The 17,905-nt window shown below is 41.3% G+C and carries 12 protein-coding genes; 10 read left to right on the forward strand and 2 right to left on the reverse strand.

Annotated elements, in window-relative coordinates:
* Positions 1–42: 42 nt before the first annotated feature.
* The 9 genes from D0S24_RS05450 (at position 43) to ilvA (ending at position 10,905) form a co-directional block, all read left to right on the forward strand.
* The gene (locus tag D0S24_RS05450; RefSeq protein ID WP_117018850.1) at positions 43–1,143 is read left to right on the forward strand and encodes a DUF2891 domain-containing protein; all 1,101 of its coding nucleotides are present in this window, start codon (positions 43–45) and stop codon (positions 1,141–1,143) included.
* Between the two features lie 89 nt (positions 1,144–1,232).
* Complete coding sequence (pxpA, locus tag D0S24_RS05455) at positions 1,233–1,988, forward strand: 5-oxoprolinase subunit PxpA (RefSeq protein WP_251795721.1); 756 nt, start codon at positions 1,233–1,235, stop codon at positions 1,986–1,988.
* On the forward strand, positions 1,985–2,722 hold the full coding sequence (pxpB, locus tag D0S24_RS05460) for a 5-oxoprolinase subunit PxpB (protein ID WP_117018851.1): 738 nt from the start codon (positions 1,985–1,987) through the stop codon (positions 2,720–2,722). The genes pxpA and pxpB overlap by 4 nt, the downstream gene beginning before the upstream one ends.
* Positions 2,715–3,554 (forward strand): biotin-dependent carboxyltransferase family protein, encoded by an 840-nt coding sequence (locus tag D0S24_RS05465; protein ID WP_117018852.1) that lies wholly within the window; start codon positions 2,715–2,717, stop codon positions 3,552–3,554. Before pxpB ends, D0S24_RS05465 begins: the two co-directional genes overlap by 8 nt.
* Positions 3,555–3,979: 425 nt before the next feature.
* The gene (ilvD, locus tag D0S24_RS05470) at positions 3,980–5,662 is read left to right on the forward strand and encodes a dihydroxy-acid dehydratase (RefSeq protein WP_117018853.1); all 1,683 of its coding nucleotides are present in this window, start codon (positions 3,980–3,982) and stop codon (positions 5,660–5,662) included.
* 77 nt (positions 5,663–5,739) lie between these two features.
* Entirely contained in the window at positions 5,740–7,473 is a 1,734-nt protein-coding gene (gene ilvB / locus D0S24_RS05475; RefSeq protein ID WP_117018854.1) for a biosynthetic-type acetolactate synthase large subunit, read from the forward strand.
* 62 nt (positions 7,474–7,535) lie between these two features.
* Positions 7,536–8,060: an acetolactate synthase small subunit gene (gene ilvN, locus D0S24_RS05480; RefSeq protein ID WP_117018855.1), complete on the forward strand. Its 525-nt coding sequence runs from the start codon at positions 7,536–7,538 to the stop codon at positions 8,058–8,060.
* Positions 8,061–8,105: 45 nt separating this feature from the next.
* Complete coding sequence (ilvC, locus tag D0S24_RS05485; RefSeq protein ID WP_117018856.1) at positions 8,106–9,581, forward strand: ketol-acid reductoisomerase; 1,476 nt, start codon at positions 8,106–8,108, stop codon at positions 9,579–9,581.
* A 70-nt stretch (positions 9,582–9,651) separates the two neighbouring features.
* Positions 9,652–10,905 (forward strand): threonine ammonia-lyase IlvA, encoded by a 1,254-nt coding sequence (ilvA, locus tag D0S24_RS05490; RefSeq protein ID WP_117018857.1) that lies wholly within the window; start codon positions 9,652–9,654, stop codon positions 10,903–10,905.
* A gap of 18 nt (positions 10,906–10,923) precedes the next feature.
* Here the strand turns inward: ilvA and D0S24_RS05495 are convergent, their stop codons facing one another.
* A complete protein-coding gene (locus D0S24_RS05495) occupies positions 10,924–11,808 on the reverse strand; it encodes a type IX secretion system membrane protein PorP/SprF (RefSeq protein WP_117018858.1) in 885 nt (294 codons plus the stop codon).
* A gap of 30 nt (positions 11,809–11,838) precedes the next feature.
* Positions 11,839–15,903: a gliding motility-associated C-terminal domain-containing protein gene (locus D0S24_RS05500; RefSeq protein WP_117018859.1), complete on the reverse strand. Its 4,065-nt coding sequence runs from the start codon at positions 15,901–15,903 to the stop codon at positions 11,839–11,841.
* Positions 15,904–16,144: 241 nt separating this feature from the next.
* Between D0S24_RS05500 and D0S24_RS05505 the strand changes: the two genes are divergently transcribed.
* Positions 16,145–17,731 carry an NADP-dependent glyceraldehyde-3-phosphate dehydrogenase gene (locus D0S24_RS05505; RefSeq protein WP_117018860.1) on the forward strand — a complete coding sequence of 529 codons (1,587 nt, stop codon included), beginning with the start codon at positions 16,145–16,147 and terminating at the stop codon, positions 17,729–17,731.
* Positions 17,732–17,905: the final 174 nt, after the last annotated feature.

The following is a 17,905-nucleotide window of genomic DNA, read 5'->3' on the forward strand; positions in this document are numbered from 1 at the left end:
CATATTGTAGTGATTTAATTCATAAAAAAGGATTGTAGAACTATGCTTAAAACTTTAGCTGCGATTTTTGTGCTATGTATCTTTCCCTTGGGTTGCAGGGACCAACAAGGTTCCATTCCAAAAGATACCCATGCCAGTATATTACCGGAACTGACTTTTAATGAAGCCAATCGGCTGGTCCGTCTACCCTTGGAATGCCTCCAAACCGAATATCCCAACAAATTAAATCAGTCCCTCCAGGATTCGACCCATTTGGGTAGTCCCAAGCAATTACACCCGGCCTTTTATGGTTGTTACGACTGGCATTCCTCTGTTCATGGCCACTGGTCATTGGTTTCCCTATTAAAACAGTACCCCTCCTTAAATCAGGCTGCCACAATTCGCAATAAATTGGTGGAAAATATCTCCGAGGAAAATATTTTGGCGGAAGTGGCCTATTTTAATAGGATAGGAAATAAATCATACGAACGCACTTATGGGTGGGCCTGGATCCTTAAATTGGCCGAAGAGATTCATACTTGGCAAGATCCCTTGGCCCGCGACCTAGAGGTAAATTTACAGCCATTGACCAATTATATTGTGGCGGCCTATCTGGAATTTTTACCGAAATTAAATTATCCCATTAGGGTTGGGGAACATACCAATACAGCCTTCGGACTTTCCTTGGCGTGGGATTATGCGGTCGTCCTTGAGGACGACGCCTTAAAAAATGCCATAACCACTAGCGTTGCACGCTTTTATGAAAAGGATGCCGCTTGTCCTATGAGTTGGGAACCCAGCGGATTCGATTTTTTGTCGCCCTGCCTTGAAGAGGCCAATCTGGTTAGAAAAATTTACGGCCCTGACAAGTTTAAAAAATGGCTGGATACCTTTTTGCCCCAATTGGCAGATCCCCAATTTGGTCTTGAACCCGGAAAAGTATCGGACAGAACGGATGGAAAATTGGTGCACTTGGACGGCCTCAATTTTAGTAGGGCCTGGTGTCTCTATGGAATTGCCAAAACATTACCGCAATACTCCCATTTAAAACAAATTGCCACGGAGCATATTAATTATTCCCTCCCCAGTATTGTTGACGATAATTACAGTGGTACCCACTGGTTGGGAAGTTTTGCCTTATATGCCTTAAATAGGGCCCAATAGGATGCTATGTAAGGGAGTGAGGAGTTTTGATAGCGGCAATCTTTAAGGGACCGTGATAGGTAGTATTAGGAACAAAAAGGATATTATTTATGGGCGATATTAAAGACATGATCAATATCGATATTAACTCGGACATAGGGGAGGGTGTAGGCAATGAAGCACAGCTTTTGCCCTTAATTTCTTCCTGTAATATTGCCTGTGGCGGCCATGCCGGTGATATCGGTACCATGTTGAAGGTCGCCTCCTTGGCTAAAGAACACAAGGTACTGATAGGGGCACATCCATCCTATCCGGATAGGGCAAATTTTGGAAGGACCAGTATCATAATGGCCAAGGGTGAATTACAAAAAAGTATCCTGTCCCAAATAGGGAATTTAAACACTGTGCTAACGCCTTTGGGTGTTGCGCTGAACCATATAAAACCACATGGTGCCCTATATAATGACCTGGCCAAAGACAGTGAATTGGCCCGGATATTTTTGGATAGTATTGAAAAATATAAAAAAAAGGTTTTTTTGTATGCTCCTTATGGTTCAAAAATTGCGGAAGAAGCACTGTACTTGGGGTTTCAAATAAAATACGAAGCCTTTGCCGATCGCACTTATAATGATGACCTCTCCCTAGTTTCACGGGAAGACCCTTTGGCCATGATACAGGATCCCAAAGCCGTTAAAGATCATTTACTGACCATGATTACAAAAGGCAGGGTTATGACAATTTCGGGGAAGGCCGTAAAAATAAAGGCAGACACCTATTGTATTCACGGGGATTCTCCCTTGGCATTACAAATATTAGCGTATCTTTCCAAACATTTACCAAAGAACCAAATCTTAATTAAAAAGTGAATAGTTTCAACATATCCGTAAGACAATTTGGTGTCCATGCCATATTGGTGGAGTGGCCCAATGAGGTAGAAGAAACCATTTTGCTTGAAATTCTTCAATTCATAGAATACTTAAGGAAGAACCACTTGGATGAAAAGGAATGGGAGTATGTCCCCGCCTATAATTCCCTTACGTTGATATGCAAGGACACCGTCCTCGATTTTGATTATTTTAAACCCAAGATCAAGGAATGGTATACCAAAAAAGGAAAGGTAGAACCTGTTACCAGGTACCTATGGAGACTACCTGTTTGTTATGACCCGAAATTTGGGTTGGATCTAGAGGAAATATCTGAAAAATTGGGCATGTCCATAGATATAGTTACAGATTTGCACGCACAAAGTATGTATACCGTCTATGGCATAGGCTTTTTACCAGGATTTATGTACTTGGGAGGCGTACCGGAGGCTTTGGAAATTCCCCGTAAATCCACACCTAGGTCCAAAGTACCCATGGGTTCTGTTGGTCTGGCAGGAAAACAAACAGGAATATATCCCCAGGATTCCCCTGGAGGATGGAACATAATCGGAAAATGTCCGGTTCCCATGTTCGATCTAAAAAAAGAAAAACCGTGTTTCGTTAAAGTGGGCGATAAAATACAGTTTTATCCTATTTCCATGGCAGAATACCAATTACATAAAATTGAAAGCGAGGTAGGGATTTATAAGCTTGAAAAAAAAGTGTTGGATGCTTAATATTATAAAATCGGGCTTTTTCACAACCGTTCAGGATACAGGTAGATTTGGATTCAGGGATAAGGGCGTTCCGGTGGCAGGGGCCATGGATTCGTACACTGTTTCAAAGTTAAACTCATTGTTGGAAAATGTTGAAGACTGTGCCGTTCTGGAAATTACCATGACGGGACCTAAATTGGAATTTGAACTGGACACCTATATTGTTACGGGAGGCGCGGAAATGTCGGTTACCCTTAACGATTTGGCCATTGAGAACTACAAAGTATATAAGGTAAAAAGCGGTGACGTCCTATCCTATGGCAAGTTAATAAAGGGATTTAGGGCATATTTAGGAATTAAGGACGGTTTCAGGACCGCATCGGTATTGGGAAGCAGATCTTTTTATAAACCCATTACCGAGCAGGATTGCATTAAAAAAATGTCCGGCCTACCCTACACCGAGTGTAAAATGTTCGGTCCCAAAATTTCAAAACTTAAGGTGGACTCCATTTTGAACAAAGGCCAATTGGAGGTGTACAAAGGTCCTGAATACGAACTGTTGACGGACAAACAATTGGCCCAAATATTCTACAAGGAATTTTCAGTGGCCAACGAGAATAACCGAATGGCATATCAATTCAATGAAACCATAGAAGGCAATACGTTTTCCATGTTGACCTCGGCCACTCTACCTGGCACAATACAACTAACCCCGGCGGGAAAATTGATCATATTGATGAAAGATGGTCAGACCACAGGTGGATATCCGAGGATATTGCAGTTATCGGACATGGCCATATCCATTTTGTCACAAAATAAATCTGGTGACCTTATCCATTTTAAACTAAAATAGGCGATAAAAATTTATTCCTTTGTCAATTAAATTATAATACCTAATTTTGTACCTATGAAAATAAATAGAAACATAATCCAATTGGTCATTATCGTCCCATAACTGGGATGATACGGATTTCTTTTTATTTAAAAAGCCTGTATCAACTACATTTGATACAGGCTTTTTTTTAGGTTTTGCCGAACCATAATAGGAAATAATGTTCTTTTTTAAGTAGTAACAAAAGGTTTGTCAAAGAATAAAAACCTACTGAATATGATATGGTTTATACATTTAAATATCTGATTTTTAGATATTTAAAATTAAAATATTAAAATTGAATTTAAATCAAATTTTTATGTTAAAAATCTAAGGGTTTTTAAACTTTTATCTTTGGTCGTCGTAATTTATATAGGATAGTATTAAAATACAAAGTATACAAATTAATGGAATTAAATAAATTTAGTAAACAGGTTACACAAGATCCAACATTGCCGGCCGCACAAGCTATGTTGCACGCTATAGGTTTAACGGACGAGGATCTGCAAAAGCCTTTAATAGGTATTGCCAGTACCGGTTACGAGGGCAATCCCTGTAATATGCATTTGAACAGTTTGGCCACCTATATAAAAAAGGGTACCGAAAATGCCGGTTTAATAGGGTTGATCTTCAATACTATAGGTGTTAGTGACGGGATAGCAAACGGTACACCCGGAATGCGCTATTCCTTGCCTTCCAGGGATATTATAGCGGATTCCATGGAAACCGTAGTAGAAGGAATGAGTTATGACGGTCTAATTACAGTTGTTGGTTGTGATAAAAATATGCCGGGAGCCCTAATGGCCATGTTGCGCTTAAATAGGCCTTCGATCTTGGTGTACGGGGGAACTATTGCTTCAGGTTGTCATAACGGAAAAAAATTGGATATTATTTCTGCCTTCGAAGCTTATGGGCAAAAGGTAGCAGGAACCATAAATGAGTCCGAATTTAAAGAAGTTATCCATAAGGCCTGTCCAGGTGCCGGTGCCTGTGGCGGTATGTACACGGCCAACACCATGGCTTCGGCTATTGAGGCTTTGGGGATGTCCTTACCATTTAATTCTTCAAATCCGGCCGTAAGCAACAATAAATTGAAGGAAGAGGAGTCCATTAGGGCAGGTGAAGCGCTACGCCTGTTATTGGAGCGGGATATTAAGCCTTCGGACATAGTTACCAAAAAATCTTTGGAAAATGCTTTTAGATTGGTTATCGTTCTTGGTGGTTCCACCAATGCGGTACTTCATTTTTTGGCCATAGCAAAAGCAGCACAGATAGAGTTTACATTGGACGATTGTAAACGATTAAGTGAAAGCACCCCTTTATTGGCAGATCTTAAACCAAGTGGGAAATATTCAATGGAGGAATTGCATGGTGTTGGAGGAATCCCAGGTGTCCTCAAATACATGTTGGACAACAACCTGCTCCATGGCGATTGTTTAACGGTTACGGGTAAGACTCTGGCGGAAAACCTAAAAAATGTCCCCAACCTGATAGAGGGCCAGGATATCATAAGCACCTTGGATAAGCCCATAAAAGAAACTGGTCACATCCGTATTCTTTTTGGAAACTTGGCTACAGAGGGTGCCGTTGCAAAAATTACTGGAAAGGAAGGTTTGTTCTTTAAGGGAACTGCCAATGTGTTCGATGGAGAGGATGCCGTAAATGCAGGAATAAAAAATGGTAAGGTTAAAAAAGGGGACGTGGTGGTGATCAGATACGAAGGTCCAAAAGGAGGACCGGGCATGCCAGAAATGCTAAAGCCAACATCCTCTATTATGGGGGCGGGACTAGGTAAGGATGTTGCCCTGATTACCGATGGTCGTTTTTCGGGAGGTTCCCATGGTTTCGTAGTAGGCCATGTAGCACCCGAAGCCCAAGATGGCGGTAATATAGCGTTGGTCGAAAACGGAGATATTATTGCAATAGACGCTGTAAACAATACCATAAATATTGAAATTTCAGACGAGGAATTACAGAAAAGAAAGGCCAAATGGACCGCACCAAAGTTAAAATTTCAGCGTGGAATCCTCTATAAATATGCAAAAACAGTTTCGTCTGCATCCAAAGGATGTGTTACGGATGAATTTTAATATATAAAGTATCCCAAAAGGGAATTATAATGGTAGAAATACCAAATATGTTAACCGATTAGATTAGGTCTACAATTATGGAAACATTGAAAAAAGAAAAAACAGCACCATCTAAACAGATCAGAAAGAGAATAAGTGGTGCAGAGGCTATAATCCACTGCCTATTGGCGGAGGGTGTAGACTTGATTTATGGATATCCCGGAGGGGCCATTATGCCGCTCTATGATGAGCTATATAAATTCCAGGATAAACTAACCCATATCCTAACAAGACATGAACAAGGTGCCACCCATGCAGCACAAGGCTATGCCAGGGTAACCGGGAAAGTAGGTGTGGCCGTGGCTACATCAGGTCCTGGGGCCACCAATTTAATTACCGGTATTGCAGACGCCCAGATAGATTCTACGCCCATGGTCTGTATTACTGGCCAGGTAGCCAGACATTTGTTGGGTTCCGATGCTTTTCAGGAAACCGATATTATTGGAATTTCCACCCCGGTAACCAAATGGAACTGCCAAGTAACCAAGGCTTCTGAAATTCCCGAAGTCCTGGCCAAGGCATTCTACATTGCCAAATCCGGCAGACCGGGACCCGTATTGGTAGATATTACCAAAAATGCACAGGTTGAAGAGTTCGATTTTTCATACGAGCATTGTACCGGGGTCCGCAGTTATAACCCTTATCCCAAACCGGATATAAAGGCCATTGAGGAAGCGGCCCATTTAATCAATTCCGCCAAAAAACCCTTTATCGTTTTTGGACAGGGAGTAATTTTGGGAAAGGCCGAGGAACAATTAAAAAACTTGGTAGAGAAAGCGGGTATTCCTGCTGCTTGGACCATACTTGGGCTTTCCGCCATGGATACGGAGCATCCCCTAAATGTGGGTATGGTAGGCATGCACGGTAATTACGGACCCAATCTATTGACCAATGAATGCGATTTGCTCATTGCGATCGGTATGCGTTTTGACGATAGGGTAACCGGTAATTTGGATACCTACGCCAAACAGGCAAAAATTATACATTTCGATATAGATCCAGCAGAAATAAACAAAAATGTAAAGGCAGATGTAGCGGTATTGGGCGATTCCAAGGTTACCTTGGACATGTTGATACCACTAATCAAAGCCAACTCCCATGAATCCTGGCACAATGAATTTAAGGAAAAATACAAGATAGAGTTTGAACAGATCATTAAAAATGATGTTTACCCTACCAAGGAAAAACTTACCATGGCAGAAGTTATTGAGGAGATCAATATAGCCAGTGGACATAGGGCCATAATTGTTTCGGACGTTGGGCAGCATCAAATGATCGCCTGCAGATATGCCAAATTTAAGCAGACCAAAAGCAATGTTACCTCCGGTGGCTTGGGAACGATGGGCTTCGCACTGCCCGCTGCCATCGGTGCCAAAATGGGGGCCATGGATAGGGAGGTAGTTGCCATTATTGGGGATGGGGGATACCAAATGACCATTCAAGAATTGGGGACCATCTTTCAGAACAAGACCCCTGTTAAGATCGTGGTACTGAATAATGATCATTTGGGAATGGTACGCCAATGGCAAGAACTCTTCTTCCAAAGTAGATATGCCTCCACCGTAATGGTAAATCCCGACTTTGTAAAAATTGCCGAGGGTTATCATATAGAATCCAAGAGAATCAGTGAGAGAAAGGATTTAAAGGCTACTATTAAAGAGATGTTGGCATCCAAAGAGGCTTACTTTTTGGAAGTAAAAGTAGAAAAAGAGGACAACGTATTCCCTATGATCCCATCCGGGGCATCCGTATCGGATATACGTTTAAAATAAAATCAATATTAATTTAAAAAGCCTATAGCCTCTTATTTTGGATAGAGGATCGGTATGAGGAGATGGAAAATAAATGGTTTACAATTTCAGTATACTCCGAAAATAGTGTAGGATTACTGAACAGAATATCAGGAATATTTTTAAAACGTCATATTAACATTGAGAGTCTAAATGTTTCCAAATCGGAAATAGACAACGTGTCAAAATTCACTATTGTGGTGTACACTACAGAAGATTGGGTGCGCAATATTGTAGGGCAGGTTGAAAAGCAAATAGAGGTCATCAAAGCCTTCTACCATACCGATGAAGAGACTATTTATCAGGAATCGGCCTTATTTAAAGTGGCCTCCACCTTATTGTTCGACGAGCGAAATATCCAAAACATTATTAAGGATAGCAATTCCCAAATTGTTACGGTATCAAGGGAATTCTTCGTTTTGGCCAAGACCGGAAGAAGAAACGAAATTGATGATATGTACCAACAATTGAAACCCTATGGGATTATGCAATTTGTGCGCTCCGGGCGAATAGCGGTTACAAAATCTGAAATGAAGATTTCATCATTGTTAAAAGAGTTTAATCAATAAATAATCAAGCCCGAAGCTAATCGGGAAATAAAATCGAGTTAAAAAATGGCAAATTACTTTAATACGCTATCATTAAGGGAGCAACTTATTCAATTGGGAAAATGTAGGTTTATGGAATCTACAGAATTTTCCGATGGTGTATCCGCATTGAAAGGAAAAAAAATTGTAATAGTAGGTTGTGGGGCACAAGGACTTAATCAAGGTCTGAATATGCGCGATTCCGGATTGGACATTTCATACACCTTAAGAGGTGCGGCCATAAAGGAAAAAAGGCAGTCTTATATAAACGCCACTGAAAATGGTTTCAAGGTAGGGACTTATGAAGAACTTATCCCAACGGCCGACGTAGTCATAAATTTAACTCCGGACAAACAACATACCAATGTAGTTTCTACAATTATACCCCTCATGAAAAAGGGAGCCACATTATCCTACTCCCACGGTTTTAATATTGTGGAGGAAGGAATGCAGATCCGTAAGGACCTAACCGTTATTATGGTGGCACCAAAATGTCCAGGATCGGAAGTTAGGGAAGAATATAAAAGGGGTTTTGGTGTTCCTACCCTAATTGCGGTACACCCGGACAATGATCCCCAAGACAAGGGATTGGCCCAAGCAAAAGCATATGCGGTTGCCACTGGCGGACATAAGGCCGGGGTATTGGAATCTTCCTTTGTTGCCGAAGTAAAGTCCGACTTAATGGGGGAACAGACCATACTTTGTGGCTTGCTGCAAACGGGTTCCATACTTTGTTTCGATAAAATGATAGAAAAAGGTATTGAAGCGGGATATGCTTCCAAGTTAATCCAGTACGGATGGGAAACCATTACCGAAGGGCTTAAATATGGCGGCATCACCCATATGATGGATCGTTTGTCCAACCCTGCCAAGATCAAGGCTTTTGAATTATCGGAAGAACTGAAGGATATCATGCGTCCTCTTTTCCATAAGCATATGGACGATATCATGAGTGGCCATTTTTCTAAAACCATGATGGAAGATTGGGCCAATGACGACAAAAATCTATTGACATGGAGGGCGGCGACCGGGGAAACCGCTTTCGAAAAAACTCCAGCGGGATCGGATAAAATTTCTGAACAAGAATTTTATGACCACGGGGTACTTATGGTAGCTATGGTAAGGGCAGGTGTTGAACTGGCTTTTGAATCCATGACCGAATCTGGAATCATTGCCGAATCCGCTTACTACGAGTCATTACACGAAACTCCTTTGATAGCCAACACCATTGCTAGAAAAAAATTGTTCGAAATGAACAGGGTAATATCCGATACTGCCGAATACGGTTGCTATTTGTTCGATCATGCCTGTAAGCCCTTATTGGCAGATTTCATGAAGACCATAGATACCGATGTTATTGGAAAACATTTTGCAGACCAAAAACATTTAAGTGTGGACAATGCAAAATTAATTGCGGTCAACAAAGCTTTACGCGAACATCCGGTAGAGATTGTTGGTGCAAGATTGCGTGCATCCATGACGGCTATGAAACCTATAGTTTAATTAAAAATTACCAATTATAAGGCCTGCCGAGTTTAATGAACTGGGCAGGCCTTTGTTTATATACCCATTGATGGAACCATATTTTCCCAAAATAGAGGACATCCGGAAGGCTGCCAAAACCATTAGGCAAGTAGCGGATATTACCCCCTTGATGCAGAGCATTCGATATTCCAAGGCTTATGATGCCCATATTTATTTAAAAAGGGAGGATTTGCATAGGGTACGGAGTTATAAAATAAGAGGTGCCTTCAATAAGATCAGCTCCCTTACCAAAAAAGAAACCGTCAACGGAGTAGTATGTGCCAGTGCGGGAAACCATGCACAAGGTGTTGCCTTTGCCTGTAATTACTTGGGCATAAGGGGTACCATTTATATGCCCTCGGTGACACCGAAGCAAAAGGTGGAACAAACTAAATTATTTGGAGGGGAATGGGTAAGCGTGGTACTCGAAGGGGACACCTTTGACGATTCCTCGGATGCGGCCAAAAAATTCTGTGCCGTTAAAAAAATGACTTATATACATCCTTTTGACGACCCAAAAATTATTGAGGGCCAAGCTACCGTTGGTCTGGAAATCCTGGAACAGGCCAAAGAACCAATAGATTATCTATTTGTGGCCGTTGGTGGTGGGGGATTGGCCTCAGGTCTCTGTGCCGTATTCCAAGAACTATCGCCCCAAACTAAAATAATCGGCGTTGAACCGCAAGGGGCCCCGTCCATGAAAACTTCCATAGAAAAGGGAGTTAATACGGAATTGGAACAAATAGATAAATTTATCGATGGTGCTGCCGTTAAACGTGTTGGCAACCTTACGTTCAATATATGCAAGGAGCATCTTTATGACATGGTAACCGTTCCGGAAGGCAAGGTTTGCCAGACCATTCTGGATCTTTACAATAGGGATGCCATAGTGGTGGAACCGGCAGGTGCCCTTACTATTACAGTATTGGACGATTACAAAGAAGAGATAAAAGGTAAAAATGTGGTCTGCATTGTAAGTGGGAGCAACAACGATATTACACGTACGGCCGAGATAAAGGAACGTGCCCTGCTTTACGGCAAATTAAAGCATTATTTTATTATACGCTTTCCCCAGAGACCGGGTGCCCTAAAGCAATTTGTAGCTGAAATTCTTGGTCCTGATGACGACATAACACATTTTGAATATTCAAAAAAGTCGAGCAGGGAGAATGCCCCGGCCGTTGTGGGTATTGAACTTAAGGATCCTAAGGATCTGGAACCCTTGATAAATCGAATGAAGGCCAATAATTTTTATGGGGATTATATAAACGATAAATCAGATTTGTTCGAATATTTGGTTTAACCATTATTTTTTTGCCCATTAAATTGATAATCGCATAAATAATTCATGGCTGCTGACATTGTTCCGATTAAATACCTTATCCGTAGTTACTTCATAAGCATACCCTAGATTGAATTTATCACTTACCTTAAATAAAAATAGACCACTAATGCTTTCATCATATCTATAGGAGGCCCCTAGATTAAATTTATATCCGAAGTCCAATATGGAAGTAATTTCAACCGACACGGGAGCGGCATTCACATAGCGGAGCATGACGGAATTCTGCAATTTTGAAGATATGCCCAATCCCAGATCAAAGCCTCCCGATAAATACATATGTATTTTACTCTCCCCTAAATAGGCATTGCCATTTTTTTCCTGTAAACGCTCTGGGGTCAATAATTTGGGAATAGAGAATGAAAGAAAATAATCTTGGTGTTGCAAAAAGAGACCGGCGCCGATATTGGGCATAAACCGGCTCTCATAATCCGTTAGGGAACCATCCTGACCAATTCCATATGTTATTAACCCTGAGGTGTTTGCACTATAGGAGTTGGCACTTGCCTTGAGTCCGAAAAAGAGCTTATAGGAATCGTTCAATTGAATATGGTAGGAAAAATCGACCGCTACCCAAGTTTGATTCTCTATAAAGGTTTTGTCATTTAAAATAGACAGTCCCAAACCTGTATTTTTACCTAAAGGAGAGCTGAAAATGGCACTCTGACTTTCCGGAGCTCCCTCTATACCGGCCCATTGACTGCGGATTCCTAAAGTAATGTCCGAACTTTCGGAGCTGCCTACAAACGCAGGATTATAAATATTCATATTATAGCGGTAAAATATCGAATTTGGATCTTGCTGTGCCTGAATGGTAGAATAGGCAAGAAAGAACAGGATAAACAGGTGTTTATATAATTTCATAATATTGTTTTAAAAATTAATTGTATTGTTTTAATAATTGATGAAGATCCAACCTTGAACGGGCTGTTGCCCATTTCCTAATTCAATGACATAGAAATAAGACCCGGCAGGTAGTTTGCCATTATTGTTATTGTAGCCTCCGGCCCAGTTATTTTTATAATTTCCGGCTTCAAATACAGCATTACCCGATCTATTGTAAACCCTGACCGTATTATTGGGATAATTGTCTATGCCCGGTACTATCCAAAAATCATTAACACCGTCACCGTTCGGAGTAAATGCTTCTGCCGGTATAACCAATGGGGTACTTTCCGTTGGAAATGCATCTTGAAAATCCAGAATTCCGTCATTGTCATCGTCCGTATCGGCATTATTGCCAATACCATCACCATCCGCGTCCGTATCTTCTGATCCGTCCAAGGGAAAAGTATCCTCTGTATCGGGCACACCATCATTGTCATCGTCCTCATCGGCATTATTGCCAATACCATCGCCATCTACGTCCGTATCCTCCGATGCATTCAAGGGTAAAGCATCCTCAGTATCGGTTACGCCATCATTGTCGTCGTCCTCATCGGCATTATTGCCAATACCATCACCATCCGTGTCCGTATCCTCCAATGCGTCCAAGGAAAAAGCATCCTCTGTATCGGTTACTCCATCTTTGTCGTCGTCCTCATCGGCATTATTGCCAATACCATCGCTATCCGTGTCCGTATCCTCTGATGCATCCAAGGGAAAAACATCTTCCGTATCGGTTACCCCATCGTTGTCATCGTCCGCATCAAGTTCATCTGAAATTCCATCCTTATCATAATCATCCACATCATCCTGTAGGTCCAAAATGATTACGGTAATATTCTGTAGGGAAGTAGCCCCATAAGAATCCTCGGCTGTTATTTGAAGGTGATACGTATTATCCTCATCAGCATCGATTGGATTTTCAAAATCCGGTGCTGTAGCGAACTGTATAATACCCAAATCAGTATTTAAGGAAAATAATGAATTGTCTTCCCCTCCGTTATCATTTGTTGTTAGGGAATAGACAATTCCTTGCAACTCCAAATCCCCTTCTGTATCGGATACACTGATATCTGTGACTTCCACCGTGTTTTCATCCATTGCGATGGATGCCGATGAAAGAATTTTTGGCGGTACATTTAATCCGACGGTAACCGATAAATCAATGGAACAATCATTGGCATCCTTAACAGTAACGGAATAAGGGCCATTCCCAAGACCTGTAACCGTCCTACTGGTTTCACCATTGGACCAAATGTAAACATAAGGAGCTGTACCCCCAGAAATAGTTAATTCCACACTCCCATCATTGGCACCTTCATAACTTTCCAAGGTATTGTTGGCATTAACTTGTAAGACCTCAGGTTGATCTATTGTAAAACTTTGGGACACTGTATCACCTTCATTGTCCGTTACTAAGACCGAATAGTGCCCGGCCACCAAAGCATCAAACGTATAGCTTGGATCTTGGGTGGTGATGGACTCCCCAATATTGATTTCATTTTGGGACAATTCAAAGAGATATCCTTTGTTTCCTTGATCTACGGTGATGGTGGCCATACCCGAATTTCCATCATAACAGGCAGCAGCTGTAGTGCTGATATCCAGTACCAGTTCGTTTATATTGCTTATATTTACTAAAATACGTTGTGTGGCAACACCTCCTTTTGAATCCGTAACGGCCACTTGCACATCATATATTTGATCCATGTCTTCGTCCAATGGGACTTCAAAATTCGGGGTTTCCTGAAAGCTAAGTTCCCCTGTTATTGGTTCTAGTTGAAATAGATCATTGTCCACACCCTCATTATTTTTAGATGAAAATGTATAGGACAGGCCATTGCCTTCCATATCCCCATCATTGTCCATCGCATTAATATCTATCACCGAAGTTTCATTTTCCGTAATACTTACTTCCTCATCCGAAGTAAAAACGGGCAAGGAATTGTCACTAAATTTTTTGGCAAAAATTTTATCCATATTACTGTAGTAAACACAATACACCGTTCCGTCATTTGAAACCTTTATGGAAGGCCATTCCAATGAAGATGCCGAGAATCCGGCATCACCTACAATCTCCCATGTATTGTTACTGAACCGTTGTACGGATAGCTTGCCATTGTTATCATAATCTTTGTAAATAACATATGGAATATCTTCACTGGAAATGGCCATGGTAGTATATACCGTAGACCCAGAAGTAAATCCGTCAATACCGACCAACTCCCAGGCATCATTGTTGAATTTTTTAACCGTAGCCTTGGTTCCGTTGCCCTGATCCCGATAGGCAATATAGGGGATGTCATTGGAATCGAACTCCAAATTGATTCCATAGGCGGCACCGGCAGCTGTCCCCAGAACACCTACCCGTTCCCAAGAACCATTAACGTAACGCTGCACAGCTTCTCTATATCCATTATTAGCATCGGTATAGGCCAAATAGGGTATTCCTTCTGCACTAAAATCAAGGTCCGCTTCAGAGGAAGGTTCCGGAAAAGCGGAATCCCCTACCATTTCCCAAGCAGACCCGTTGAACTTCATGACCTCTACTTTGTAAGATCCGGAATAATAGCCGTAAACCACATAGGGAATGTTATCGGGGTCCAAAGCAATGGTCAGGTTGTGACCATTGGTAGTGGTGAACCCAATATTCCCCACCATTTCCCAATTACCGTTTACATAACGTTGGACGGTTCCCCTTCCCGCTACGGAAGAATCCATATAAAAAATATAGGGAACATTGTTGGAATCGATATCTATGGTTACCGGAGTGGCCGAAGAAACCGAGATACCTTCATTGCCCACAGGTACCCATTCCCCGTTTTGATAACTAAGCACCGAAATCTTATAATCATTGTTATAATCAACAAATGCTATATAAGGTATGCCATTATTATCTATGGCCAAGGCATCTTTTTGAATACTTCCTTTGGCAATACCTGTATTGCCCCCTGTGGAGGACCATTCTCCGTCCGAATATTGAAGTACGGTCGCCAAAGAACCCATCATCATCATATCATCTCCTTGTTGGGATACAAATATTTTGTCATTGGTTGCCGTTATACTTGGTTTGTTATGTGCGTAATCAAATGGCAAACTTCCCGAGCCAACGGTTTCCCAGCTTCCATTGTTGAGTTGTCTTACGGTTACGTCACTGGCCTGACCTTGGAAAGCCACAATAGGGACATTGTTTTCACTTATCGTCATTGCCAAATAACCGGACATATTATCGGAAACTGTATTTGAACCTACAGTTTGCCACATATTATTATCAAATTTTGAAACCAAAGGGACGCTATTGTTGGAACTATCGTTCGTCAAAACAAAGGGTACATCGTTCTTATCAATGTCAAAGGCCATATAGGAAGTCAATCCCGTAAAAGATTGGGCACCAACATATTCCCAGGCACCGTTTATATACTTTTTTACCGAGCCGTAATATGGATAATTTGATAGCGCCTCTGTATAGGCAACATAGGGTATTGAATTACTATCCACCTCCATATGGACATTACTTACGGAAGCATCCGATATGCCTGCAAGACCTAAAAGCTCCCAAGTATCATTTACCAAATGGTACACGGTAAGCCTGTAAGAATCGGTAGAGTCGGAAATTGCCGCATAAATTGTTCCGTCCGGGGCAATAGCAATTGAATTGTTATAAGAAGGACCGGAAGTAAAGCCCGGGTTACCGACCAATTCCCATGTATCGCCATTGAAACGCATTACGGTTGCTTTGTTGGTGTAAGTATTATCTGAAAAAATCACGTAGGGTCGGTAATTGGTATCCGTCGCCAAATACAAAGAATTTATAGACGCTGATGAAAAACCGGGGGTACCCACATATACCCATTCGTTGTCGATAAACTGTTTAACACTTATCTTGTATCCATTATCTTCATCTCGATAAGCCGAATAAATGGTATTATTGGGACCGTTCGCAGTACATAAAAATCTACCTGATGCTGAAGCAGGGGCATTAAAATCATTTGCACCCAATGGTTCCCATTGCTGGGCATTGTTCAACAGTGATACAAATAAGGCAAAAAGTAAACTAAAGACGTGTTTTTTCATCAGAATTTGGTGGTATTATTGTAGGATTATTAATATATAACAGAAGGTTAATTCTGCAGGGCTAAGTAATATTAAATTAAGTTGGCCGTGAAAGAATTGTTGTAGAAGTGGGTTATAATGTGGTGTAAACACTAAAATAGGTACTACTGATACGAAAGCATCTATTTTTTGTTGAATAACTGTTGCTGGATTCCAAATAGGTACTATTTTTATAACGATAGAAAAATACATACTGGACAATATGAGCGATACTAAAATACCGGAAGAATTTCAAACAATGAATACCATTGATCAACGACACTTTTTGGTGGACGGCCAATTAAAGGCGTGGAAAGGGAATACCACAGAGGTATATTCTACCATTTCCTCAACAACGGAGTATAAGCCAACCTTACTGGGAAGTATTCCGGATATGGGAGAAAAGGAAGCCTTGGAAGCTTTGGATGCGGCATTATCCGCCTATGATAAAGGGAAAGGAATATGGCCTACCATGCGGGTCAAGGAACGCATAGACTGCATGGAAATTTTTGTGAGGAAAATGAAGACCAAGCGCGAAGAAATTGTAAAACTTCTAATGTGGGAAATTGGAAAATCGCTGCCAGACTCCCAAAAGGAGTTCGACAGAACGGTGGAGTATATCAATGATACCATTGAGGATTACAAGCAACTTGACAGGGATAATGCCAAATTTGAAAAAAACGATGGGGTTTATGCGCATATTAGAAGGGGTCCACTTGGGGTCGTACTCTGTTTGGGCCCATATAACTATCCTTTGAACGAAACCTTTGCCTTGCTTATTCCTGCGATAATAATGGGAAATACCACTATTTTTAAGCCAGCCAAACACGGTGTATTATTGATTACCCCCTTGTTGGAAGCCTTTCAATCCAGTTTCCCAAAAGGGGTAGTGAATATTGTATTTGGTAGGGGAAGGGCCGTAGCCGCTCCGATAATGAAGACCGGTAAAATAGATGTATTGGCTTTGATAGGTAATAGTAAATCGGCCAATGCCCTACAAAACCAACATCCTAAAAGCAATAGGCTTCGTTTGGTACTGGGACTGGAAGCTAAAAATCCGGCTATCATACTACCGGACGCAGATTTGGACCTAACTATAGACGAGTGTATTACCGGTACCTTATCATTTAACGGACAACGCTGTACCGCACTAAAAATAATCTATGTCCATGAAGATATTGCCACTGAATTTAATAAACGTTTTTCTGAAAGGGTAGATGCCCTAAAATTCGGAAACCCTTGGGAGGATGGCGTTAAGTTGACCCCTTTGCCGGAACCCGGTAAGCCGGCCTATATTCAGGAATTAATAGATGATGCCAGGGAAAAAGGGGCCATGATTTTAAATAAAAAAGGAGGAACGCATTCCGACAATTATATTTGGCCTGCGGTATTATATCCTGTCAACAAAGAAATGAGGGTATATAAGGAAGAACAATTTGGTCCGATAATTCCAATCGTGACCTTTAGGGATATTGAAGAACCCTTGGACGATATGGCCGAATCCAATTACGGGCAACAGGTCAGTTTGTTCGGAAAGGATGTATACGCCATAGCTCCTTTAATAGACACCTTGGTGAACTTGGTCTGTAGGGTTAATCTGAACAGCTCTTGCCAAAGGGGTCCGGACGTGTATCCCTTTACCGGGAGAAAAGACTCCGCACAGGCTACCTTAAGCGTCTATGATGCCCTGCGTTCCTTTTCCATAAGGACATTTGTGGCCTTTAAGGACAACGAACTTAATAATGAAACCGTAGAACAATTATTGGAATCCAGATTATCCAACTTTATTAGTACCGACTACATTCTATAACCAATACCCGATTATAGAATTACTGCTCTTTAGAATTATACAAATTAAGGTCCGACTGGATATATAGATTGGGCCTTAATTTTTCATTTTTTATATCCGTACAAAAGTTTGGATAAGTGACATTTTCCAAATGTGGGCCCTTCCATTTTACTTTGAAGTAAAATTCCTTACCAA

The organism is Arenibacter sp. P308M17, assembly GCF_003426735.1.
Lineage (GTDB): Bacteria > Bacteroidota > Bacteroidia > Flavobacteriales > Flavobacteriaceae > Arenibacter.